At 69.7% G+C, this 22,810-nt stretch carries 17 protein-coding genes and 2 tRNA genes; 12 read left to right on the top strand and 7 right to left on the bottom strand.

The window, feature by feature from the left end; genetic code table 11:
- Positions 1-96: 96 nt before the first annotated feature.
- On the bottom strand, positions 97-2,004 hold the full coding sequence (locus FM105_RS00095; RefSeq protein WP_087002885.1) for an FAD/NAD(P)-binding protein: 1,908 nt from the start codon (positions 2,002-2,004) through the stop codon (positions 97-99).
- A gap of 3 nt (positions 2,005-2,007) precedes the next feature.
- A complete protein-coding gene (locus FM105_RS00090; RefSeq protein ID WP_143275769.1) occupies positions 2,008-4,005 on the bottom strand; it encodes an LCP family glycopolymer transferase in 1,998 nt (665 codons plus the stop codon).
- A gap of 313 nt (positions 4,006-4,318) precedes the next feature.
- Here FM105_RS00090 and FM105_RS00085 point away from each other — a divergent pair.
- From FM105_RS00085 to FM105_RS00065, 5 genes are all read left to right on the top strand, one after another.
- A tRNA-Ser gene (locus FM105_RS00085) sits at positions 4,319-4,407 on the top strand.
- A gap of 152 nt (positions 4,408-4,559) precedes the next feature.
- Entirely contained in the window at positions 4,560-5,339 is a 780-nt protein-coding gene (locus FM105_RS00080; RefSeq protein WP_087002879.1) for a glycerophosphodiester phosphodiesterase, read from the top strand.
- Positions 5,340-5,450: 111 nt separating this feature from the next.
- Positions 5,451-5,780: a hypothetical protein gene (locus tag FM105_RS00075; protein WP_087002876.1), complete on the top strand. Its 330-nt coding sequence runs from the start codon at positions 5,451-5,453 to the stop codon at positions 5,778-5,780.
- A 43-nt stretch (positions 5,781-5,823) separates the two neighbouring features.
- Entirely contained in the window at positions 5,824-6,576 is a 753-nt protein-coding gene (locus FM105_RS00070; protein ID WP_087002873.1) for a LamB/YcsF family protein, read from the top strand.
- Entirely contained in the window at positions 6,573-8,408 is a 1,836-nt protein-coding gene (locus FM105_RS00065) for a 5-oxoprolinase subunit B/C family protein (protein ID WP_087002870.1), read from the top strand. Before FM105_RS00070 ends, FM105_RS00065 begins: the two co-directional genes overlap by 4 nt.
- Positions 8,409-8,524: 116 nt before the next feature.
- Here the strand turns inward: FM105_RS00065 and FM105_RS00060 are convergent, their stop codons facing one another.
- Positions 8,525-10,357: a phosphoenolpyruvate carboxykinase (GTP) gene (locus FM105_RS00060; RefSeq protein ID WP_087002867.1), complete on the bottom strand. Its 1,833-nt coding sequence runs from the start codon at positions 10,355-10,357 to the stop codon at positions 8,525-8,527.
- Between the two features lie 345 nt (positions 10,358-10,702).
- Here FM105_RS00060 and FM105_RS00055 point away from each other — a divergent pair.
- The 3 genes from FM105_RS00055 to FM105_RS00045 all read left to right on the top strand — a co-directional run bounded on the left by FM105_RS00055 (position 10,703) and on the right by FM105_RS00045 (position 13,914).
- Positions 10,703-10,778: transfer RNA gene (locus tag FM105_RS00055), tRNA-Arg, on the top strand.
- 70 nt (positions 10,779-10,848) lie between these two features.
- Positions 10,849-12,153 (top strand): DUF2079 domain-containing protein, encoded by a 1,305-nt coding sequence (locus FM105_RS00050; protein WP_256970110.1) that lies wholly within the window; start codon positions 10,849-10,851, stop codon positions 12,151-12,153.
- Between the two features lie 6 nt (positions 12,154-12,159).
- Positions 12,160-13,914: an alpha/beta-hydrolase family protein gene (locus FM105_RS00045; protein WP_087002864.1), complete on the top strand. Its 1,755-nt coding sequence runs from the start codon at positions 12,160-12,162 to the stop codon at positions 13,912-13,914.
- A 95-nt stretch (positions 13,915-14,009) separates the two neighbouring features.
- Here the strand turns inward: FM105_RS00045 and FM105_RS00040 are convergent, their stop codons facing one another.
- The gene (locus tag FM105_RS00040) at positions 14,010-16,790 is read right to left on the bottom strand and encodes an ExeM/NucH family extracellular endonuclease (RefSeq protein ID WP_087002861.1); all 2,781 of its coding nucleotides are present in this window, start codon (positions 16,788-16,790) and stop codon (positions 14,010-14,012) included.
- Between the two features lie 479 nt (positions 16,791-17,269).
- On the opposite strand from FM105_RS00040, the gene FM105_RS00035 reads away from it, so the two are divergent.
- The 3 genes from FM105_RS00035 (at position 17,270) to FM105_RS00025 (ending at position 19,325) form a co-directional block, all read left to right on the top strand.
- Positions 17,270-17,650, top strand: coding sequence for a GntR family transcriptional regulator (locus FM105_RS00035; protein WP_087002858.1), 381 nt, complete (start codon positions 17,270-17,272; stop codon positions 17,648-17,650).
- A 140-nt stretch (positions 17,651-17,790) separates the two neighbouring features.
- The gene (locus FM105_RS00030) at positions 17,791-18,504 is read left to right on the top strand and encodes an ABC transporter ATP-binding protein (protein ID WP_218777877.1); all 714 of its coding nucleotides are present in this window, start codon (positions 17,791-17,793) and stop codon (positions 18,502-18,504) included.
- Positions 18,501-19,325 (top strand): hypothetical protein, encoded by an 825-nt coding sequence (locus FM105_RS00025; RefSeq protein ID WP_087002855.1) that lies wholly within the window; start codon positions 18,501-18,503, stop codon positions 19,323-19,325. The genes FM105_RS00030 and FM105_RS00025 overlap by 4 nt, the downstream gene beginning before the upstream one ends.
- 42 nt (positions 19,326-19,367) lie before the next feature.
- Here the strand turns inward: FM105_RS00025 and FM105_RS00020 are convergent, their stop codons facing one another.
- Positions 19,368-19,667, bottom strand: coding sequence for a cupin domain-containing protein (locus FM105_RS00020; protein ID WP_087002852.1), 300 nt, complete (start codon positions 19,665-19,667; stop codon positions 19,368-19,370).
- A 158-nt stretch (positions 19,668-19,825) separates the two neighbouring features.
- On the opposite strand from FM105_RS00020, the gene FM105_RS00015 reads away from it, so the two are divergent.
- Entirely contained in the window at positions 19,826-21,376 is a 1,551-nt protein-coding gene (locus FM105_RS00015) for a hypothetical protein (RefSeq protein WP_179206991.1), read from the top strand.
- Here FM105_RS00015 and FM105_RS00010 read toward each other — a convergent pair.
- Together FM105_RS00010 and FM105_RS00005 are read right to left on the bottom strand one after the other, a co-directional pair.
- Positions 21,318-21,857, bottom strand: a complete 540-nt coding sequence (locus tag FM105_RS00010) for a hypothetical protein (protein ID WP_143275768.1) — start codon at positions 21,855-21,857, stop codon at positions 21,318-21,320. The genes FM105_RS00015 and FM105_RS00010 overlap by 59 nt on opposite strands.
- A gap of 211 nt (positions 21,858-22,068) precedes the next feature.
- Positions 22,069-22,810: hypothetical protein (locus FM105_RS00005; protein WP_256970109.1), on the bottom strand; the 742-nt coding region annotated here is incomplete at its 5' end.

The following is a 22,810-nucleotide window of genomic DNA, read 5'->3' as shown; positions in this document are numbered from 1 at the left end:
CTGGCAATCTATCGATCGTTCAGTGTCGGCACAAGTGCGGGGCGACCGGCACCTCGGGCGCGGTGGACTGCGGGTGAGGGACCGGCCCCACCGGCGTCAGGCGAGGCCGAGGACGGCGCGGGCGACGGCGTCCGCATCGCGCAGCGTCTGTGCGTTGGTGCCCGGGTTGGCCGCGATGGCCAGGCCCAGCTGGACGGACGACAGTTGGAGCGAGAGGCAGTAGCGACGGGGGTGCACGCGTGACCGGGCGTCGACCGTGCGGTACGGGGTGCCCGTCACCGCGAGTCCCGAGGACGGGACGCGGGTGCCGTCCTCCAGATCATGCGTCGCGGCGCACAGCTGGCCGCGGTCGAGCATGCTCCGGATCAGCGAATCGTCGGCCTGCTGGACGCGGTTCGCGGGCGAGCTCGCGTCGATGAGTGCGGGTGCGCGGAGCGAGCCCGGCACGGCGGGGCTCGTCGCGATGAACGTCGCAGGCTCTCCGGCGCCAGACGTCGTGACGCGGACCTGTGGGCCCGCGAAGTCGACGAGTCCTGCGTCTGCGAGCGCGATGAGCTCTGCGTAGCGCTGCGGCGGGGGACCGTCGCACAGTCCGGAGACGAAGTCCTCGAACCAGCCGCGCACCTCCCGCGTGAAGCTCGCGGGGGAGAGCCGGTCGTCGACGACGAGGTCCTTGAGCAGTGCCCGCGCCTGCCACAGGACGGGGAACAGCGCCTTCAGCGGTGAGTGCGCCGGGCCGATCAGTGACTCCTCCAGATCCGTGCGGAGGAACTCCATGAGCGCGGCACGCAGCGATTCCCGGTCGGGGAACGACTCATCGCCCAGCGGGCGGAGGAGCCGCCGCATATCGAAGACGAAGTGGGGTTCGGCGGCGATGATCTCGCCTCGCAGCACGCGCTCCTCGCGGATGTGCCACCGCTCCGACTCGTGCGCCGCGCCTGCCTGCACGAGCCGTTCGACACCGGTGGAGAGGGCGCCCAGCAGCTTCGACGGGTCCTCCGCGAACGCATCGGGGCGCGTGCGGGCCAGAGTGGAGTACCAGGCGGAGCGCAGGTCCGCGAGGATGAGCGGCCACAGCTGCGCGTCGAAGCGCAGCCCGTCGCCGTGGACCGGCAGCCGCGCGATCGTCTGGGGGGTGAAGAACCGCAGCCGCTGCGTGGGGTCGTGAGGATCCGCCGGCAGCGGGTGGTCCGGGCTGATCGGCTTGGAGCGGTAGGGGACGCCGCGACGCGAGCCCGGGATCAGGATCGGTTCGTCACCGCTGGGCGTGTACGTGAGTGCGAGGGGGCCGCGCTCCGGATCGGAGCGGAACGTCCCGCCGCGACCGTGGGTCAGCAGTGACTGGAGGTCGAAGAAGTTGAGTCCGAATCCGCGGATGAGGACGGGCTCGCCCGGCGGCAGCGCGTCGACGGGCGTCTCTGCGGGCAGCCCCGGAGGGAGGTACGAGAGCCCGGCGTCGCGGGCGAACCGCTGCCACTGGCCGCGCTCATCGCTCAGGGCGGCCGGGATGTGCCCCACGCAGAGGACGACGGCGTCGACGTCGACGGAGCGTCCGTCGGACAGCCACAGCGTCTGCGCGTCGGACGGGGCGTCGAGGATCGTCGTCACCTCGACCGGCTCGTGGACGATCTCCACGTGGTCCGGGGCCGAGGCCGTGATCTGCTCCCAGCTCCATGCGAGGTAGCGCCCGTAGTCGCGTCGCTGCGGGAAGCGGCCCGCGGGAGGCGCGGAGTCCGCCCACTCGGCCATCGTGGGGCCGGTTCCGCTGTGGGCGACGTCGCAGGTGGCGTCGGGGAACACCGTCTGCTCCTCCAGGACCGTATTCATGAGCAGATGCGGTGACTGGTCCGTCCGCCACACGCGGCCCGCTCCGGGCGGGAAGGGATCGACGACGCGGATGTGGACGGGAGCGCCGGCATCGACGGTGTGTGCGACGAGCCGTTCGAGCACGGTGAGGCCGCGCGGGCCCGCACCGATGATGCCGACCCGCAGAGGGGCGGTCACCGCTCAGGCCTCCTCGGGGCCGGGCCAGCCGGGCCAGCCGGATCCCGGCTCGTAGCCCTTCGGGTAGCACTTGCCCTGGTCGTCCTCGATGCCGGACTTCGGCTCTTCCGTAGGCTCCGGCTCCTCAGTCTCCTCCGGCTCCTCGGTCTCAGGGGCCGCCTGCTCCTCCGCCTGGCTGGGCTCGGCCGGGTTGATCTGCTCCTCCACCCACTCGTGGAGTTCCTCATAGTCGGGGCTGGACGTCGAGGTGACGTCGTTGTTGATCTGCGCGGACTTGATCTCTCCGCCCTGCATCGCGGCGGCCAGCTCGACGAAGGCGCTCACCTGGCTCTGCGGGATGTCCGTGAGGATGTTCCGGCCGGCGGATCCCGCGAGCTTCGGGTAGGCGATCGCCAGCTCCTGCGGGTTCACCTGGTCGAGCGTGAGCTTGATCATCCGCTGCTGTCGACACATGCGGTCGTAGTTGTCCGAGCCGTCGCGGGACCGGACGTACCAGAGGGCCTGCTGCCCGCTGAGCTTCTGCTCTCCCGGGTCGATCCAGCCGTAGATCTGGTTCTTCATGCCGGTGTTGAGGTTCGTGCCGCCGCCCATCGGGATCGGACGCTCGACATCGATCGCCACGCCCCCGATCGCGTCGATGACGTCCTCGAAGCCCTGCATGTCGACGCTCGCGTAGTAGTCGAGGCCCAGGCCCAGCGATCCTTCGACGGCCTGCATCGTGGCCTCCATGCCGGGGTTGAGCGCATCGGGGACCTCGCCGACGTCTTCGGGGTACTCCTCCGCCCAGGTCCACACGGCGTTGATCATGCTCTCCTGGGGACCGAACGCGTCGAAGCCTTCGGGGAAGCGCTCCGCGAGCTGGGAACCCTCGGGGAACCTGGCGGCATTCAGGTTGCGGGGCACGCTGATGAGGGTCGCGTCACCGGTGTGGGGCTTGATCGAGGCGACGAGCATCGTGTCCGGGCGGGTGCCCTCGCGTCCGTCGCCGTTGTCGCGGCCGATCAGGAAGACGTTGATGCGCTCCTTGTCCCCCCACAGGGTCTCGATGTCGACTCCCTGCTTCCCGTCGCGACCGAACACTTCGACGACGGCGTCGGCATGGACCTTCGAGTACGCCGACCCGACTCCCAGGGGGATGCCGACGCACAGGATGAGGGAGGCCACGAGGCCCCATCCCAGCCACTTCTGGACGTCCGTCATCCGGTGGCCCTTCCGCAGCACGGCGTAGGACCTCAGGATGGTGAATCCCCAGATGATGATGCCGACCGCGAGGATCACAGCGAGCGCATAGAGGATCGTCGGGGAGCCGGCGACGCGGGCGATGGCCTTGATGGGGGACCGCCAGGCGACCCAGGCGAGCACGACGACGATCATCGCGAGGAACCCCAGCAGCAGGATCCATCCGGCGCGGGAGCGTCCGCGGATCATCCCCAGCCCCGGGAGCAGGGTGCCGAGGGTCGTCCACTTCACGATGGAGGGGAACGCGTCGCCCTCCCTGCGGGAGTGGCGGGGGAAGTCGTCGTCGTGGGTGTCTGCGGTGGCGGCTGCTCGGCCGGGAGCTGTCCCCTTCCTCGGCGCAGCAGCGGCTGCAGCGCCGGGCACTGCTGCTGCGCCGGCACCGGCTGCGGCACCGGCTGCTGCGGGAGCCTTCGTGCGGTCGGTCGTGCGGCGGGGCTCCTCTTCGAACGTGGGGGCGGCCGTCGGGGCGGAGGCACCCGTGCCTGTGCTCCGCTGCCCGCGCGGCGTCTTCTTGTCGCGAGCGAGCGCCTCACGGCGAGCACGCCGGGACATGAAGCCCTGCGCGTCGGAATCTGACGCGGAATCGGTCGAGCGAGCGGCAGGAGACTGCGCTTCAGGAGAGTGCGCTGCGTGGCGGGGCGCGGGGTCACCCGCGGGGGCATGCGACGGAGCGGTGCCGGTACGAGGAGCCGGAGGCGCCTCCTCCTCGGCGGGCGCCTCCGGCTCCGTGGCGCGCGGACCGTAGTAGTCGTCGCGACGCACACCGTCCTCGCCTCGGAGTCGGGCACGGTCTGACGCGCGCAGCGGGCGCCTCTGGGCGGAAGGGTCACTTCCTGGGCGCTCGTCTCCGCGGCGGTCGTCGGCATCGGCCACTAGTGGGTCTCCTCGGGGCGGCACGCATCCCGGAACACGGTCGAGGTGATCGTCCGGCCGGATGGAGCGCGTCTGTGTCAGTCAGGTGTCTCGCGGGTAATAGTAGGGACTGAACTTGAGCTTTTGGTGACACCACCCGTCTTTTGCCGCGCGGCTTGCCCGTTGTGTACTCTTAAGACGCTGTGCCTCAGTGCGCAGCAGTGGAGTCGTGGCTGAGCGGCCTAAAGCACCACCCTGCTAAGGTGGAGTCCTCCGTTAGGGGGACCGTGGGTTCAAATCCCACCGGCTCCGCGTTTTTCGGAAGGCCCCTCGATCCGCACGAACAAGCGGATCGAGGAGCCTTCCGCTGCATTCAGCGACGAATGGCGAGAACGACTCGGCTCGAACCCGGAACAATCGTTGCGGACGGGTCGAGGGGCGGCTGACGTAGAGGCGGACGGAACGTGGGCATCACTCGACGACGCCTCATCCTCTCCGGCGCCGGCGTCGCAGCGATCGGTGCGCTGACTGCCCTGGTCGTCCGCGATCGGACACGCACTCCGGTCGCGGAACTCGAATACCCGGCTGCAGCAGTGCATCGGCTCGGGAAGGTCCGCACGCCGGAGAACACACTCGCTGCCGCCCGGACGTCACTCCGCGAGCGACCTGGCGTGATCCTCGAATGCGACGTGCACGCCCTGAGCGACGGAACGCTCGTCGTCAACCACGATGAGACGATCGACCGAGTGGCGAGCAATGGCGAGAGCGGCCGCGTCCAGGACATGACTGCGGACCAGTGGCGGGCGCTCCGCATCGAGCACCCCGACGGCGGCGCGTCCGAACCGGCATTGTTCGTGGATGAGCTGTTCGCCGAATATGCGGAAACGGGCCAGATCCTGCTCGTCGAGCTGAAGGCACCGCAAGCCATGGACCAGTTCATCGACGCCGTGCGCCCACTCAGAGGACAGATCATCGTCCAATCGTTCGACGATGAGGTGACGAGAAGCTTCACCCGCGCCGGTCTCAGCGCTCTGCAGCTCGTGTCCGGCACCAGCCACCCTGACGTCGTCGACGGCGTCTATGCGGTCGGCATGCACCTGGACCGCATCAGCCACGAGACTGCTTCCAGGATCACTGCCACGGGCGCGCACCTGTGGACATGGGGGGCCGGCCTCGTGGCCCATGATCCTGAGTACACGCAGCTCGGTGTCGAGGGATTCCTCATCGACGACCCCGCTCTCTGACCTTCGCCGGACATTCCGGTCCGCACTGCGGTCCCTGACGCGGCGTTCCTCTCCGTGTCGCATACTGGTGGGGAGCAGTTCGCACACTCATCGCGGAGATCGGAGTCGATCATGACGGAGCAGTCCTTCACCCTCACCTCGTACCTCGCACGGGCGGCTCGCGCACTCGTCGAGACCTCGGCCACGACCACCGGCCAGGGAGCGGGACTCACCCGCGGACAGGTGCGGGACTTCGAGCGGGGTCGCATCCGCCTCACCGAGGAGCAGCGTCTGGCCCTCCAGCACGCTCTCGAGGAGCTGGGTGCCGTGTTCATCGCAGACGATGAGGCCGCCGGTGCGGGCACCGGCGTGGGCGTGCGCCTCAAGTTCAGCGCGGAGAAGGCGCGTCGCATCGACACGTGGGAGGGCGAGGGCGGTCCCGCCTACGAAGACGACGTCTGATCCGGCGCTCCGCACGGATCCCCGGCCCCGAGGAGTGGCCAGCATGCACATCGACGTGAACGCCGACCTGGGCGAGACGATCGACGGTATCGCCGTGAGCGACGACGACGCCGTGCTCACCGTCGTGTCCAGCGCGAACGTCGCGTGCGGGTTCCACGCGGGCACTCCTTCGCACATCGCACGGACGCTGGCGGCCGCGGCCGCGCGCGGAGTGACGGTCGGCGCGCACGTCGCCTACGACGACAAGCCCGGCTTCGGCCGCGTCCCGATGGAGTACGACCCCGGCGTCCTGGCGGACGAGGTGCTCTATCAGATCGGGGCACTCGACGCCCTCGCCCGCGCAGCCGGCACGCGCGTCGCGTACGTGAAGCCCCACGGAGCCCTCTACAACCGGATCGTCCACGACGACGTGCAGGCGCGCGCCGTCGTAGACGGAGTCCGCGCTTTCGGCGACCTGCCGCTTCTTGTGCTCCCAGACTCCGTCGTCGAGCAGCGCGCACGAACGGCCGGACTGCGACCCGTGCGCGAAGCGTTCGCGGATCGCGGCTACGCGCCGGACGGAACGCTGGTCCCCCGCACAGAACCCGGGGCCGTCGTCGCTGACCCGGCAGCGGTCGCAGAGCGCGTCGTCCGCCTCGCCGACCGCGGCACCCTCATCGCGGTCGACGGATCGGAGATCCGGGTCGCCGCGGAATCACTCTGCGTCCACGGCGATTCGCCGGATGCCGTCGCCCTCGCCCGATCGATCCGCAGCGCTCTCCTGGGTGCGGGGGCCCGGATCGAGGGGTTCGCATGAGACCCGCGGGTCCGGACACCCGACCGTCGGCCCCCGACATCCGACCTGCCGGCGACCGGGCCCTGCTCGTCGATGTCGGAACGCTTACGACCGCAATGGCGTGGCAGTCGGCACTCCAGAGCGACCCGCTGGACGGTCAGCTCGAGGTCGTCGGCGCCGCACGGACCGTGCTCGTCCGCTTCGACTCCGCTGCCGCCGCCGAGGCCGCAGTCGCCTCCCTGCTCGCCCTCACCCCCGCGCAGGCCGGGATCGCCGCGCCCCGCGAGCACACGCTCGACGTCCTCTACGACGGAGACGATCTCGCAGAGACCTCCCGCCTGCTCGACATGAGTCCCGACGCGCTCGTCGACGCGCACACCGCGACGGTGTGGCAGGCCGCGTTCGGCGGCTTCGCACCGGGCTTCGCCTACTGCACCGCGATCTCCGGACCAGCGGCCGACGAGCCACTGTGGGATGTGCCCCGGCTCGCCGAGCCGCGCACCGCAGTCCCTCCCGGCGCCGTCGGACTCGCAGGCGCCTTCTCCGCCGCCTATCCCCGCCGCAGCCCGGGAGGCTGGCGGCTCATCGGACGCACGGATGCGGTGCTGTGGGCCGGGGAGTCGGAGCGCCCCGCACTCCTGACCCCCGGCGACCGCGTCCGCTATCGGGCAGTCCGTGCATTCGCCCGCACCGTCGACCCGGATCGACCCCGACCGGAGTCCGGCGAGTCCCCTGACGAGGTCCACGCGGCGGACGGAGACAGCGACACCGGCACAGGCGACACCGGCCAGGACGAGATCGGCCCAGGCGACACCGGCCAGGACGAGATCGGCCCAGGCGACACCGGCCATGGCGACACAAGCCCAGGCGACACCGACTCCGCTCCGCGCACTCGCACGGTGCTGCGCGTCGACGATCCGGGTCTCCTCACCCTCATCGAGGACGCGGGCCGCCCTGGCCACGGAGCTCTGGGAGTGTCTCCGTCGGGAGCTGCGGATCTCGCGTCAGCCGAGGCCGCCAACACGGCCGTGGGCAACCCGCCCGGAGCACCCGTCCTGGAGGTCGCAGGCACCGCGCGCCTCACGTGCGTCGCCGATGTGGTCGTCGCCGTGGCCGGTGCGGCCTGCGGCACGACCGTGGCACCGCAGCTGCTGCGAGCGGGGGACACCCTCGGCCTCGACCCGGCCCCCGACCTTGCGCGGTCGTACCTGGCCGTGCGCGGCGGCGTGTCCGCGGCGCACGAGGTGGGGTCGGCCTCGGCGGACGTCCTGGCGGGGCTGGGCCCGGACCCTCTCTTCGCCGGAGCCGAGGTCGCAGTCCCCGTCCGCGGTCCCGCCGCCTCCGTGGGGTACGGGACGCAGAACCCCGCGCGGGTGCGGCGCGACGAGCAGCGGGCCGCCGCCTCGGCCGCGCAGCCGTCTGCTGGTGAGCGCGCGACGCAGGAAGAGGGGTCGGCAGGGTCGGATGCAGCAGGGCCGGATGCCGTGGTCCTCCGCGCAGTCGCGGGTCCGCGCGATGACTGGTTCGCCGACGAGGAGTTCGCGCGGTTCGCAGCGATGCGCTGGGTGGTGGGGGAGCAGTCCAACCGGGTGGGCACGCGACTGGAGCCCGCTGACGGCGCAGCCGCGCTGACTCGCCGTCGCGACGGCGAACTGGCCAGCGAGGGGACGGTCACCGGCGCGGTCCAGGTGCCACCCAGCGGGACCCCCGTCGTCTTCGGCCCGGACCGTCCGGTGACCGGCGGATACCCCGTCATCGCCACGGTCCTCGCGGACGACCTCGACGTCCTCGCGCAGCTGACTCCCGGCTCGTCCGTGCGCTTCGACGTGGTGGAGGGGCCCGCGCGGGTCTGACCGGAACTGAACGGGTCTGATCGGATCTGAACAGCTTTGAGCGGGTACGAAAGAGGGCCCTTCGCATCCCGGCTCGTGGATGCGAAGGGCCCTCTGGTTCGTGAGGACTCAGGACGTCACTTGACGCCCAGGCGTTCGCGCAGCTCCTCGACCTCGGCACGCAGCTCGGCGGGGACGTGCTCACCCAGCTCGTCGTACCAGGCGTCGATCGACTGGAGCTCTTCAGCCCACTCGTCAGGCTTGACCTCGAGTGCCTTCTGGACCTGCTCCTCGGAGATGTCGAGGCCGTCCAGGTCGATGCCGCCTGCGACCGGCGCGAAGCCGACCGGGGTCTGCACGGCATCTGCCGTTCCGCTCACACGCTCGAACACCCACTTGAGGATGCGGGAGTTGTCCGTGAAGCCGGGCCACAGGAACGAGTTGTCCTCGGCGCGACGGAACCAGTTGACGTAGAAGATCTTCGGCAGCTGGGCGCCCTCGGTCTTGCCGATGTCGATCCAGTGCTGCAGGTAGTCGCCCACGTTGTAGCCGATGAACGGACGCATGGCCATGGGGTCGCGACGCACGACGCCCACCTTGCCGACGGCTGCCGCAGTCGTCTCCGAGGAGAGGATCGAGCCCATGAAGACGCCGTGGTTCCAGTCGGACGTCTGCGTCACGAGCGGCATGGTCGTCTTGCGACGTCCGCCGAACAGGATCGCGGAGATCGGGACGCCGTCCGGGTTCTGCCATTCCGGCGCGATCGTCGGGACGTTCGCGATCGGGGTGCAGAAGCGCGAGTTCGGGTGCGCGGCCGGAGTCTCCGAGTCCGGAGTCCAGTCGTTGCCGCGCCAGTCGGTGAGGTGCGCCGGCTTCTCGTCGGTCATGCCCTCCCACCAGACACCGCCGTCGTCGGTGAGAGCGACATTGGTGAAGATGTTGCCGCCCGCCTCGATCGCGGACATCGCGGTGGGGTTGGTGACGTAGCCGGTGCCCGGCGCCACGCCGAACAGGCCGAACTCCGGGTTGACCGCGTACAGCTGCCCGTCCGGGCCGAAGCGCATCCACGCGATGTCGTCGCCCAGCGTCTCGGCCTTCCAGCCGGGGATGTTGGGTTCGATCATGGCGAGGTTCGTCTTGCCGCAGGCGCTGGGGAACGCGGCGGCGACGTACTTGACCTCGCCCTCCGGGTTGGTCAGCTTGAGGATGAGCATGTGCTCGGCGAGCCAGCCCTCGTCGTGGGCGATCGCGGAGGCGATGCGCAGTGCGTAGGCCTTCTTGCCCAGCAGCGCGTTGCCGCCGTATCCCGATCCGTAGGACCAGACCGACCGCTCCTCCGGGAAGTGGGTGATGTACTTCGTGGAGTTGCAGGGCCAGGCGACATCGTCCTCACCGGGCTCCAGCGGAGCGCCGACGGAGTGGACGCACTCGACGAAGTCGGCGTCGAGGCGATCGATCGCCTCGAGTGCGACGTCACCGGAGCGCGCCATGATCCCCATGGAGAGGACGACGTAGGGGGAGTCGGTGACCTCGATGCCGAACATCGGCTGCGTCGCGTCGACGTGTCCCATGACGAACGGGATCACGTACATCGTGCGGCCGCGCATCGAACCGGCGAAGACGTCGTTCAGGATGCCCTTCATCTCCGCGGGCGCCACCCAGTTGTTGAGCGGGCCGGCGTCCTCCTCCTTCTCCGAGCAGATGAAGGTGCGGTCCTCGACGCGAGCGACATCGTCCGGGTCGGACGCCGCGTAGTACGAGTCCTTGGGGCCGGACAGCTTGACGATGGTGCCGGTGTCGATCGCGCGGGAGAGGAGCGACTGACGCTGCTCCTCCGAGCCGGTGATCCACTCGATTGCATCGGGAGTCGTACGTTCTGCGATCGAGCGGACGAAGTCCAGAACCTTGGGGTTCTTCGTCGGCGCGTTCGCGAGAAGGTCTTCGACTGAGCCACGGTCGATGACGGTCATGGTGGGGTATCTCCTGGGTCGGGCACCCCCGGGTCCTCCGGGTTGACTCACACGCTACGGATGAAGCGCGGCGCGGACCGCCTGTGCGGCGCCATAGATCTGTGCTGTGACTCACAGGAAGCGCATCGATGGCGTCTTTTGGTCAATCGACTGACGTGTCTTGCCGTATGTGTGACCGTTCTTGCCATCCGTCGTGATCTGTCCGACGGGTGTCCCGGCGAGGCTTCTTCGGAGGGCCATCGTCACGCTTCAGCGAGTCGTTTCCAGAGGGTGACGCGAAGCTCACTGCGCGGGTTTGAGAAGCCTGAACCCTCTATGTATAGTAGTGCGAGTCGCAACGACGGCGCGCCACTAGCTCAACGGATAGAGCATCTGACTACGGATCAGAAGGTTGGGGGTTCGAATCCCTCGTGGCGCACCACAGGAAGAGGCCCCCGCCAGCGGAGACGCAGGCGGGGGCCTCTTCGTCCCCACCCCGGTAAGGTTCTCGTGTGCAGTCGTTCGCCGCTCGCCACCTGACTCCCCACGCTCCCGCGATCGCAGCAGCGTTCGCGTTCGTGCTCTACGCCTCGTTCGCGATCCTCATGTGGCGCATCCACTACTCGCCGTCGTGGGACCTGGGCATCTTCACCCAGATGCTGACGCAGTACGCGCAGGGAAGCGCTCCGATCGTTGATATCAAGGGGCCCGGATTCAACCTGTGGGGTGATCACTTCCACCCCATCCTCATCCTGCTGACCCCGCTCTTCTGGGTCTTCCCGTCGGGGCTCACCCTCATGCTCGCGCAGGCCGCGCTCTTCGCGGCATCGGTCTGGCCCGTCGTGTCCCTGGCGTTCGAGCGGCTCACCGTGCGCGGCGCCTGGCTGCTGGCCTTCTCCTACGTGCTGTCCTGGGGACTCCTCAATGCAGTGCACTCCCAGTTCCACGAGATCGCCTTCGGCGTGCCGCTGCTGGCGTTCGGCCTGGTGTGGTGGATGCGCGGCAAGCGGCTGCCCGCGATCGTGGCGATCGGGCTGCTGGTCTTCGTCAAGGAGGACCTGGGGCTGACCGTCGCGGTATTCGGCCTCGCCATCTGGCTGCGGGACCGGTCCGAGCTCAAGCTCGCGCTGGCGCTCATCGCGTGGGGCGTGGGCTGGACGGTCTACGCGGTCGCCCTCTTCCTCCCGCTGTTCAATCCGGAGGGCGGCTATGACTACACGGAGAACGTCTCGCTGGCGCAGACGCTGACGGACGGTCTGACGGTGAAGATCGGCACGGTGGGCTTCCTCGCGCTCGCCGCCGGAGCGATCGGACTGCGGTCGCCGTACATGCTCCTCATGCTCCCCACCCTCGCGTGGCGGTTCGCGGGCAACGTCGAGGGCTACTGGGACACGAGCTTCCACTATTCGGCCGTCCTCATGCCGATCGCGGCCGTGAGCCTCATCGACGGCGCGGGCAGGGCGCATCGGACCCTCGCACCGCTCGTCGCCGCGGTCGCCGCCGTCGCACTGCTCAGCCAGACGAAGATGGACCTCTTCTGGACCTCGGACGGCTATGCGGTCGACGCGAGCGGCGCGATCGAGGAGGCCTCCCAGTACGGCTCCGTCGCGACCGACGTCCGGCTGCTCGCGTACCTCGCGCCGCACGCGCGCACGTACTGGTACGGAAGCATGGAGGACGCGGTCCCCGAGGCGGTGGCTCTCAGACCCGATGACGTCGACTTAGCGATCGAGCCATGGGCCGAAGAGCGCTTCGGCGGCGACTGGGAGACCGTCTACAGCGGCGGCGGCTACGACGTCGTGGTCCCGGCGGGCTGAGCGCAGATGAGCCCCGTGCCGCTGACCGCAGGACTCCTCGCGTCCTGGGCGGCACTGACTCCCAGCCTGGTGCCCCGACGGTGGTGGATGACGGCAGCATCGGTGGCCGCGGCCTCGGCGCTGGCATCGGGTGCTGCGCAGGCAGTGGGGGCAGGTGTGCGTGCGGTGCCCGGGCTGCTGGGCCGGTCCCGTCCCGCTCCCGTCCGTGACGAGCGCGGCCCGCGCCCGGGACTCCGGTCGACCGCCGGCGCCGGCGTGCTCGGCGCATCCGCGGTGGGCATCGGCGTGTCATTGGCGAGGTCGGCCCGGGAGCAGAGCGACGTCGCCCGCGTGACCGGAGTGGGTGACGCGGGTGACGCGGGTGACGGGGACAGGATCCACCACCTGGCCGGATACGGGGCGGGCCTCATCGGGTGGGCGGTGCTCGACGCGACGGGACGGGTGTCGCGTCGGCTGCGCGCTCGCATCGGCACCCGCCTGCGGCAGCGGCTGCCGATCGTCCCGCCGGTCATCGTGACGGGAGCGCTCGTGGTCGTGACGGTCCGCATCTACGGCTGGGTGCTCTCCCGGGTGCTTGCCCGGGCGGACACGAACGCTGTGATCCGTTCGTTCGCGACGCTGGGCGCGGGTCCCGGCCCGGTCGAACCGGAGCGGTCCGGCTCGCGCTCATCGGCGGAGCCCTTCGCGACGATGGGTCTGCACGGGCGCGACTTCGTGACCGGCGGACCTCGCCGCGACCGGATCGCCGAGGTCCTGCGCACGACCCGCCGTGCGGGCGAGGCGCGCGAGCCCATCCGTGTGTTCGTGGGGCGGCTGGGCCACCCCGATCCGAAGGAGGCGGCTGCCGCCGCGGTCGCCGAGCTGGAGAGGACCGGAGCGTTCGAGCGACGGGCGATCCTCATGGTGACCGGCACCGGTTCGGGTTGGGTCCCGCCATGGTCGACGGCTGCCTTCGAACACCTCATGGGCGGAGACTGCGCGGTCGTGTCGGCGCAGTACAGCTTCGCCGGCTCGTGGCTCGCGTTCCTCATCCATAGGGGACCCGCGCGCGAGATCGCCCGGGCGGTGCACCGTGCCGTCCGGGCCCGGCTGCGGGCGCTGCCGCCGGAGCGCCGGCCGCTCCTGTACGCGGCGGGGGAGTCCCTCGGGGCCTTCGGCGGGCACGGCGCCTTCCGTTCCGCAGGGGCGATGCTGCGCGGACTGGACGGTGCGGTGTGGACGGGAACGCCGCGGACGACGGGGATCCTCGCCCACGTGCTCCGGGATCGGAGGCACGGCAGCACCGAGGTCCGTCCCGTGTACGGAACCGGGCGCCACATCCGCGTCGTCACGCGCCCCGAGGATCTGGGCCGTGCGCCGGAGGAGTTCGCCTACTCGAGCTGGGGGAGTCCGCGCATCGTCTACGCGCAGCACCCATCCGACCCTGTCGTGTGGTGGGGTCCCGCACTGCTCCTGCGCCGGCCGGACTGGCTGCGCGAACCGCGGGGCTTCGATGTCGCACCCGGCGTGCGCTGGCGCCCGTTCGCCACGTTCTGGCAGCTCACCGCGGACATGCCCCGGTCAGTCGAGCTGCCCGGCGGGCACGGGCACAGCTACCACGCGGAGACCGTCCACTACTGGAACGCAGTGCTGCGTACGGGACTCACCGACGCGCAGTGCGACGCGATCGGCAGGGCCATCGGTGAAGACCTGGCACCGTCCACCGGCGCGCTGCCCCTCACGGACACGGGGGCGCGCCTGCGTCGCGGTGCCGGAGGGTGAGGTCAGACGTGCCGTCTGGCAAGGACTGACCGCACGGTCGGAGCCGATCGATCGGCCCCGACCGTGCGGTCAGGTCATCCGGTCAGACCGTCTGGTCAGACCGTGCGGCGGCGTGCGACGAGGAGGGCGATCGCTCCTGCGGCGACGAGCACGCCGCCCACCACGAGGGCGGTGAGGCCGGTACCCGTGCGCGGCAGGTCGCCGTTGTCGTCCCGGTCGCCGTCGTCTCCTCGGTCACCTTCGTCTCCGTTGTCCCGGTCCCCGCCGTCGTCCTGGTCGTCATCGCGACCGTCGTCGGACGGGTCATCGGAGGGCTCCGGTGTGGCGTCATCGCTGGGGTCGCCGGTCGGATCATCCGACGGGTCGTCGGTGGGGTCCTCTGACGGATCCCCGGACGGGTCGTCCGTGGGGTCACCGGTGGGGTCGTCCGTCGGGTCCGGTGCAGGCGCCTCGTCGCTGCGGGCGAGGCCCATGATCAGCGGGTCGTGGTCCGAGGACCGGAAGGGCCCCTCCGCGTGGAGGTCCGTCACATTGTTGTTGTACCGGCTGTACTCGAGGCCGATCGACTCGACGGAGTTGATGTTCCAGATGTCTGCGCCGGTCACATCCGCGACGAGCTCGTCCGATGCGAGGACGTGGTCCAGACTGCCCACGCGGCCGCCGAACAGGTACGTCTGCTCGTCGGTGAAGTCCTTGCCGATGTTCGCGTATCCCGAGGAGTAGAGGACCTGCATGGGGTCCTCCTCCGTGTAGGAGTTGAAGTCGCCGAGCAGCACGACATCATCCGTACCCGCGGCCTCCTTCTGCTGGTCTGCGAAGTCCACGAGGGCCTCGGCCTGGCTCACACGGTCGGCGTTCGAGTTGCCCTGACCGTCACCGTCGTCGACGTTGCCCTCGCCGGAGCCGGACCCCTTCGACTTGAAGTGGTTGACGATCGCGACGAACGGCTCGTCGTCCTCGCCCGTCGTGAACGCCTGGGCGAGCGGTTCGCGCGCATTGCTGAACGCATCGCTGCCCGTGAGGATGGTGGATCCGCCGACGGGCTGGACATCGGAGGGCTGGTAGATGAACGCGGTGCGGATGACGTCCTCGCTCTCCGGGAGCTCCTCCGGCGATTCCGCGAACGCCCACTTCTCAGACCCGGCATCCTCGTTCAGCGCGTCGACGAGGATCGACAGCGACTCGTCGCGGTCCTTGTCGAATGCGGCGGACTGCTCGATCTCCTCGAGTGACAGGACGGAGGCGTCCAGACCGTTGATCGCATCGACGATCTTGGACTGCTGGCGCTCCAGGTTGTCCGCATCCCACGCGCCGCGGGCGTCGCAGCCGCCGCGCACGGTCGTCGGGTTGCCCTCACGGTCCTCGTAGAACGTGCACCCGTTCAGCTGGTCGCCGGTCGTCGTGAAGTAGTTGAGCACGTTGAAGCTCGACACGGTGATGTCGCCGCCCACATCCTGCGGTGCCGCCTCACGGGTGTCCTCGAACGTCGCGGGCTGGACCTCGTCGGCGTTCTCGCCGGTCAGCCACTGGGTGGGCTGCAGGCGCCACATGTCGAAGCCGTAGCCCACGACGACGGGGTCCTCGAACGTCGCGGCGCCGCCCACACGGAGAGGCTCATCGTTCGACAGGTAGGGGACGGGGACGTCGGAGGCCGAGCCGGTGTAATCGGCCGACGCACCGTCGTCCAGGACGTAAGCGCGCTGCGCGCTCTCCGCCTCGTACTCGATCGCCTCGTCGCCGGGGGAGACGACGTCCGTCGCCTGGAACAGCGGATCCGTGCCGTTGACCAGCCCGACCTCGCCGTAGCGGTTGGTGCCGTAGTTGTCCGACACCGTGATGTCGCCGGTCGGCAGGATCAGCATCGACTCGAGCGCCTCGCGGGCGTCATCGCCCTCCGGGAACGCCCCCTCGATCGGAGTCGGGGCGTCGAGTGCCTCCTCGAGCGGCTGCAGGCCGTTCGACGCTACGGTGATCTGCGTCTGCCCGTAGTACTCGGAGACCTCGCCGGTGACCCGGACGGAATCGCCGGCGGAGACCTCGGCGGCGGTCTGCGGGGAGTACACGAAGAGGCCGTCGGACGCATCGCCGGCCGACTTCGCGGCTCCGCCCGTCCCGGCGGTCTGGATGGCGTAGCCGTTCAGGCCGCCATCGGCCCAGACCGCGGTGACGACGCCTTCGGTCGTGACGGTCTGGCCCACGTGGTCCGATTCTGCACCGGTGCCCTGGATCTCTGCGATCGGAATGACCTCGCCGGGTTCGACCGGCGGGTCGGTCTCGCCGCCGTCGTCACCCGGCAGCGCGTTCGGAGTGGGCGCATCTGCGGCCCAGGAGCCGTCGACCAGCTGGATCGACTCGCTGCGTGACGACGTGGCGCCGGTGGGGGTGGCCTCCTGACCGCGCACCGACTCCGGCAGGGAGTCCGAGTTCGTCGCGGTGACGCCGGCGCCGCCCACGACTCCGCCGACCTGATCGAAGTCCATGAGTGCGCCGTCCGCGTCGACGACGAACGCGGAGGATCCGTAGGACCCGTCCGCAGCGGATCCGGAGTTCACCGAGTTCGTGATGGGCACCTCGACGGCGAGCGCGCCGGAGTCGCCCACGGTCGCCCCGTCGGCGAGCGTCGTCACGTGCTCGCCCGACTGCGGGCTGCCCCCGCGGGTGACGGTTCCGACGGTCCACCCGGAGACGTCCGTGCCGGGCTCCGCCGCGATCTCGACGAAGTCCGTGTCGTTGCCGCCGGCATAGGCGATCTCGGAGATCTCGGGCTGGTCCGCAGCCTGCGCGGAGATCGGCAGGAGCAGGGGGCTTGTGACCACTGCGGCGGTGACGGCGGCAGCGAGCGCGGCCCGCAGGGGCGGGCGAGCGGGAGAGTGCATGGAGTCCAGTCCTCGTTCTGTCGGTGCCCGCACGGCGTGCAGGGCTGTGACGTGACGCTCACACACTACCCAGGTTCTTCACAGAATCAGCGACGTGCGATGGACGCGCGGGGGAACGGCGAGTGAACGGCGGACGTAGGTGGTGGGCGTGGGAGGTGGGGTGAGCGGTGGACGTGGGTGGTGGGGCGTGGGCGGTGGACATGAGTGGCGGGGCCCGCGTGAGCTGCCGGAGTCCGGGTGAGTCGCCGGGGAGTGGGTGGGCCGCGCTCGAGTGAGTACAACCTGGTCCCGGCGAGCCGTCCGGCGGGCCGGTTTGCACTCACTCGACGAACAGGTGCGACTCGTCAACCAGGCGCACTCGACAAGCAGGTGCGACTCGTCAACCAGGCGAGGGCGCGGGGCGCAGTTCTTGACGTCGCCGCGCACTCTGTGTCACTGTATTAATCACTTAATACAGTGACACGAGAGGGGAGGCGCGGATGCAGTTCGATACATCGACTCCCATCTGGGTCCAGCTGGTCGCCGACTTCTCGCGCCGGATGGCGACGGGAGAGTGGGCGGCGGGTGCTCGCGTCCCCGGTGTGCGCGAACTCGCGGTGGACGTGGGGGTCAACCCCAACACGGTGCAGCGGGCTCTGGCGGAACTGGAGCGCGAGGGCCTCTGCCGGTCGGAGCGCACCGCAGGCCGCTATGTCACCGACGACGGGGACCGGCTGGACCGGTTGCGCGTCGAGCTCGTCGGTGACGCTGCGGATGACTTCATCGCCCGGGCGCGGGGGCTGGGCCTGGACCGCGCACAGATCCAACGACTCCTCGATGACAGATGGAACCAGCATGACGGAGATGACCGAGCACGATGACCGCAGCAACGGCGACGACAGGCACGGCAGAGACCGGTGCAGCGACAGGTGGGAAGAGCAATCTGACGGCGACACCGCTGTCCGCATATCTGAGAACGGCACGAGCCATGAGGACTGAACAGCTGAGGAGCACGGGCACGATGACCGATGAGACGAGCGATCCGCCACTCGTGCGGACCCGCGACCTGCAGCTCAGATACGGCGCCAGGCAGGCGCTGGGCGGTGTGGACCTGGACCTCGGTCCGGGTCGGATCGTCGGGCTGCTGGGGCCGAACGGATGTGGGAAGACCACGCTGCTGAAGATCCTGGCCGGAGTGCTGACCGGCTATACGGGAGAGGCGACGATCGCCGGCCATGCGCCCGGGCCGGAATCGAAGGCGCTCGTCTCCTACCTCCCGGATGCGAGCGCGCTGCCCAACGGCGCCAGGGCGAGCGAGTGCATCGCGATGTTCCGCGACTTCTTCGCGGACTTCGACGAGGACCGGGCCCATGAGCTCGTCGGATTCTTCGGACTCGACGAGTCCATGCGGCTGAAGCAGATGTCGAAGGGCATGCGGGAGAAGGTGCAGATCGCGCTCGCCCTTTCGAGGAGGGCTCGCATATACCTGCTCGACGAGCCGATCTCCGGAGTCGACCCCGCCGCGCGCCAGACGATCCTGGACGGAATCCTCCGCGGATTCGACGACGACGCGCTCATGCTCATCTCCACGCACCTCGTGCACGACCTCGAGCAGGCGCTCGACGAGGCAGTCTTCATGAACCGAGGCCGAGTCGTCCTCGCCGGCTCAGCCGATGAGCTCCGCGAGGAGCACTCCGCGGGCCTCGACCAGATCTTCAGGGGGATGTTCCGATGATCGCCACACTCATGGCATACGAATGGAAGCGCACGCGCGTGATGGTGGGAACCGTCACGGGGGGCGCCGTCCTCGGCGTCGTCGGGGCCACGCTGCTGGTCGCTCCCGGATGGCCAGGGCTCTCAATCTTCGGTGTCGTCCTCGGCGCAGTGGTCCTCAGTGCGTACGCTCCTGTCCTCCAGGTGCTCCTCGCCGTCGACTACTGGCGCTCGAGCTACGGCCGCACCGGATACTTCACGCAGACGCTGCCGATCAGCGGAGGAAAGATCTTCGCGGCGAAGTTCCTGCACATGACCCTTGTGGTCCTCGCAGGCATGGTCGTGACGGTGCTGCTGATCCCCCTCTTATGGTGGGGTCTCGCAGCCGGCGGCATCGTCGACATCGGCCTGGTCGCTGCGGTGCGGGAGCTGTGGGCCACCACCACTGCGGTCCTCTCTCCGCTCATGCTGCTCGGCGCTGCTGCGGCACTCCTCGGCCTCGTACTGGCGGGGCAGGCGATGTTCACCTTCAGTGCGTCGATCGGCAGCGAGGCGCCGATCAACCGACTGGGCCTGGGCGGCCCGGTCGTCGTCTACCTCGTCCTCTATGGACTCTGCCAGGTGCTCGTCTTCGCCGCGTTCTTCGCATTCCCGGTGGGCATCGGAATGACCGGGGGCACGCTGGGGTTCGTGCGGTTCGACTTCCTCGCAGAGGTGACTGCCAGTGTGAGCACACCCGACGACGCCATGCCGCTGGCCTTCATCCCGCCCATGATGCTGCTCGGAGTCGTGTGCTACTGGCGCACGGTGCGGTCGTGGAACCGGAAGGTCGCACTGGTCTGAGGCTCAGATCCGGCCCGAGTGAGCAGTCGACCCGGGACCGGATCAGCCGCGCTGCTTGAACTCGACCTCCACGAACGCGCACTCCTGATCGGTCTCGTTCACCACGTTGTGGGTGCTGCCGATCGGGCGGGTATAGGAGGCTCCGGGCTCCAGCACGTTGTCGAAGTCGCCGTCCGGGGTGCGCACGCGCAGGGTCCCACTCGTCGTGGGGACGACCACGTAGTCGAGTGCGTGGGTGTGCATCCCGGTCTGCGTGCCGGGCGGGAACCGCCATTCCGTCACGCGTGTGAGGTCGTTGTCGATCTGGACCGTCGCGATCGCGGTCGTGCCGGAGTCATCCATGCCCTGAAGCTACCAGCGGCCGCGCGAGCACGACCAGCGGCCGCGCGAGGTCGCTGCGCCCTCCGGGAATCGGAGCGCGACAGGCCGACCGGGTGCTGCCATGGTGACAACTGACCTTGGATATTCTTGATGTGCCCGCCGCTCAGATGAGGAGATCCATGCCGCGTCACCGATCCTTCCCCGCCGACCGGTTCCCCACCGCTCGATTCGCCGCTGCCGGGCTCACCGCAGTGCTCGCGACCGGTGGCCTCGCCGCCTGCAGCACCGATGAGGCCGAGGTCGTCCCCCGGACCCAGGCGGGCGCCACGACCGCAGCCCCCGCGGACGATCCCGTCGAGGCGACCGTCGCAGCATCGACTCTCGCCTTCGAATCCGCCGATGTCGTCGTCCTGGGACCGGCTGAGTCCGCCGAGGCAGTGGCCGGCATGGCCGGCGAGCTGGGTGTCCCCGGTCTGCTGGGTTCCGCATCAGAGCTCGCCGACGAACTCGAGCGCCTGGGCGCGGAGACCGTGCTCGTCCCCGCGGGGACGGGGTCCGACACCGGCGGTGAGGGCGCGGACGGTGATGATTCCGGCGCCGACGGTGAGGCCGGTGACTCCGGTCTCGAGACCCTCGAGTTCGACCCCGAGGACCTCTCAGTGGACGGCTCCGAGCCGCAGATCGCGGAACCCGACGCCGAGGCCGCCGCCACCCTCCTGCTCGATCCGGCCGAGGCGCCCGGTTCCGTGGTGGCCCGGGCCTCGGTCGAGGCCGCCGCAGGCGCCGTCGCCGAGGTGCCGACCGCAGATCCGCGAGCGACCTCGGACAGTGTCGCCGCGGCCCAGGCATCGGACGGCGACGGGGTCCTCGCGCTGGGAGCGGCCTTCGGAGATGCCGAGGTCGTCGAGCGCCGCATGGCGACCGCACGCACCGCGCCGGAGCTGCCCGGCGGCGGGCAGCTCGCGTTCCCCGGTCGCCGGATGATCGCCGCCTACGGATCCCCGGGCGTCCCGTCCATGGGCATCCTGGGGGAACAGGACCTCGATGCGACAGTCCAACGGGTGCAGGACCTCGCCGCCGAGTACGACGACCACAGCGACGTCCCGGCGCTCCCCGCGATGGAGATCATCACGACCATCGCCTCGAGCCAGCCGGGGGCGGACGGCGACTATTCGGCGGAGGTCGACCCGGAGACCCTGCGGCCGTGGATCGATCGCGCGGCAGAGGAGGGGATCTACGTGGTCCTCGACCTGCAGCCCGGCACCACGCACTTCCTCGAGCAGGCGAAGCTGTACGAGGACCTGCTGAAGGAGCCGCACGTCGGCCTCGCGCTCGATCCCGAATGGCGGTTGGAGGACGGGCAGAAGCATCTCGAGCAGATCGGCTCCGTCGATGCGGCGGAGGTCAACGAGGTCGCCACCTGGCTGGCCGATCTCACGCAGGAGAACAACCTGCCGCAGAAGGTCTTCATCCTGCATCAGTTCTCCGGGTCGATGATCGCCGACCGTGAGGATGTCGACGCCTCCCGCGAAGAGCTGGCCATGGTGCTGCACGCCGACGGCAACGGCACTCCCGGCATGAAGATGGGCACGTACGACAGCCTGCGCGCAGACCTGCCCGAGGGCATCCGGATGGCGTGGAAGAACTTCTACGACGAGGACGACCCCACGTTCACGCCGGAGCAGACGATGGACGTCGAACCGACCCCGTGGTTCGTGTCGTACCAGTGAGCGGTGTGCGGCCGGCTGTGCCGTGCGGGGACCGGCGTACCCAGTAGCCCGCGACGACGGCGGACACGGCGATCGGCCACAGGAAGAACGGGATGTAGGCGACCAGCAGGAGGCCGCGCTCGCCGCCCGACATCCCGAGGTCTGGCGTCCACCCGGTGGTGGCCCCGATCCACGTGCGGGTGAAGGCCACTGCGAGTGACAGGAGGATCGACCACAGCGCGATGGCACCGACGGCTCCGACCGCTGTGGGGATCAGCCGGTGGATCGTCCTGCCGCCCAGGGCCGGAATCCAGTGGGGCAGTGCCTCGCTCCAGGGGCGGATGAGCCCGAAGCACAGCAGCGCGACCAGGACCTGGACGGTGTCGAGTCCCAGCACGTAGATCGCGGCTTCCGCGGAATCGCGGTACAGCGCCGCGTCGCGGAACCCCATGTCGATGCCGCTGAGCATCGCGAGCCGCCAGACGATTGATGGCAGCGGCAAGAGCAGGGCCGCCCATCCGGCGATCGCGACCCAACGGGGGATCGGCGCGCCGACGGTGCCCCTGTGTCGAAGCGAGTGAATTCGTCGGGGTGAGCGCGTGTGCCGGGATGAGCCTGTGCGCCGGAATGAGTGAGTGCCCATACTTCGAAGCTAACGACCGGAGCCGCCCCGCGGGGAGGGGGAATCCCCTACGAATGCGGTGGGGAACCTGTTACTGCAGCTTGGTCGTTCCCTCGTGACCGCCGCCCGTGTTGAGCTGCTTCGCGTAGCAGTCATCGGGGCCGAGCCCGTTCGTCGCGCACCAGCTCAGTGCCTGTTCGGCGTCCGAGTATCCGATCCCGGCGATCGTGATCCAGAAGTCGCCTTCCTTGAAGCTTCCGAAGTTGCCGGACCAGACGAGTCGCACGCGCGGGTGCTCGTCGCGCAGCGCCTGGTGGTCGGCGAGGATGTCCTCGTCCGTCCACGTCTTGCCGTCGATCTCCATGCCGGCCTTCTTCGAGCTGATCTGCGGGACCCACTTGCCGTCGAGTTCCGCGACCACTTCTTCTTCGTCGGTCTCAGAGATCTGCGTGAGCGCTTCCGACGGGTCGTCGGGGAGCTCCTCTGCCGGCGCCGATCCGGGGCCGCCGTCCTCCGCTCCTGCTGACTGGGAGGGGGCAGGTGCTGCCGACGCCGAGGCCGGGGCCGAGGGCGCCTCACTGGGGGCGGCTACTGCAGTGGTGTCGTCCTGCGACAGCAGATTCGTCATCCCCCACCCGATCCCCACCCCGAGGACGAGCACGAGGACCGCGACCAGTGCGATGAGCCAGGGACGGCGGCGATTGGGCGGCTGGTCGCCGGAGGGGTGCGGGCGCCCACCGTGGGGATACTGCTGACCGCCGGCGTACTGGAACTGCGGCTGTGCCGGCTGCGGCTGTCCCTGCTGTGGGGGCTGCTGCGGGGGAGGCGGCTGC

This window comes from Brevibacterium yomogidense (assembly GCF_900163715.1).
In the GTDB taxonomy this organism is placed as follows: Bacteria; Actinomycetota; Actinomycetes; order Actinomycetales; family Brevibacteriaceae; genus Brevibacterium; species Brevibacterium yomogidense_A.
The sequence above is the reverse complement of the archived record's forward strand: the minus strand, read 5'-3'. Positions and strand labels throughout refer to the sequence as shown.

Coding starts and splice junctions, on each gene's coding strand:
- FM105_RS00060 (WP_087002867.1), bottom strand. CDS start 10,357: ATGACCGTCATCGACCGTGGCTCAGTCGAAGACCTTCTCGCGAACGCG.
- FM105_RS00070 (WP_087002873.1), top strand. CDS start 5,824: ATGCACATCGACGTGAACGCCGACCTGGGCGAGACGATCGACGGTATC.
- FM105_RS00025 (WP_087002855.1), top strand. CDS start 18,501: ATGATCGCCACACTCATGGCATACGAATGGAAGCGCACGCGCGTGATG.
- FM105_RS00035 (WP_087002858.1), top strand. CDS start 17,270: ATGCAGTTCGATACATCGACTCCCATCTGGGTCCAGCTGGTCGCCGAC.
- FM105_RS00040 (WP_087002861.1), bottom strand. CDS start 16,790: ATGCACTCTCCCGCTCGCCCGCCCCTGCGGGCCGCGCTCGCTGCCGCC.
- FM105_RS00015 (WP_179206991.1), top strand. CDS start 19,826: ATGCCGCGTCACCGATCCTTCCCCGCCGACCGGTTCCCCACCGCTCGA.
- FM105_RS00030 (WP_218777877.1), top strand. CDS start 17,791: ATGACCGATGAGACGAGCGATCCGCCACTCGTGCGGACCCGCGACCTG.
- FM105_RS00065 (WP_087002870.1), top strand. CDS start 6,573: ATGAGACCCGCGGGTCCGGACACCCGACCGTCGGCCCCCGACATCCGA.
- FM105_RS00020 (WP_087002852.1), bottom strand. CDS start 19,667: ATGGATGACTCCGGCACGACCGCGATCGCGACGGTCCAGATCGACAAC.
- FM105_RS00075 (WP_087002876.1), top strand. CDS start 5,451: ATGACGGAGCAGTCCTTCACCCTCACCTCGTACCTCGCACGGGCGGCT.
- FM105_RS00045 (WP_087002864.1), top strand. CDS start 12,160: ATGAGCCCCGTGCCGCTGACCGCAGGACTCCTCGCGTCCTGGGCGGCA.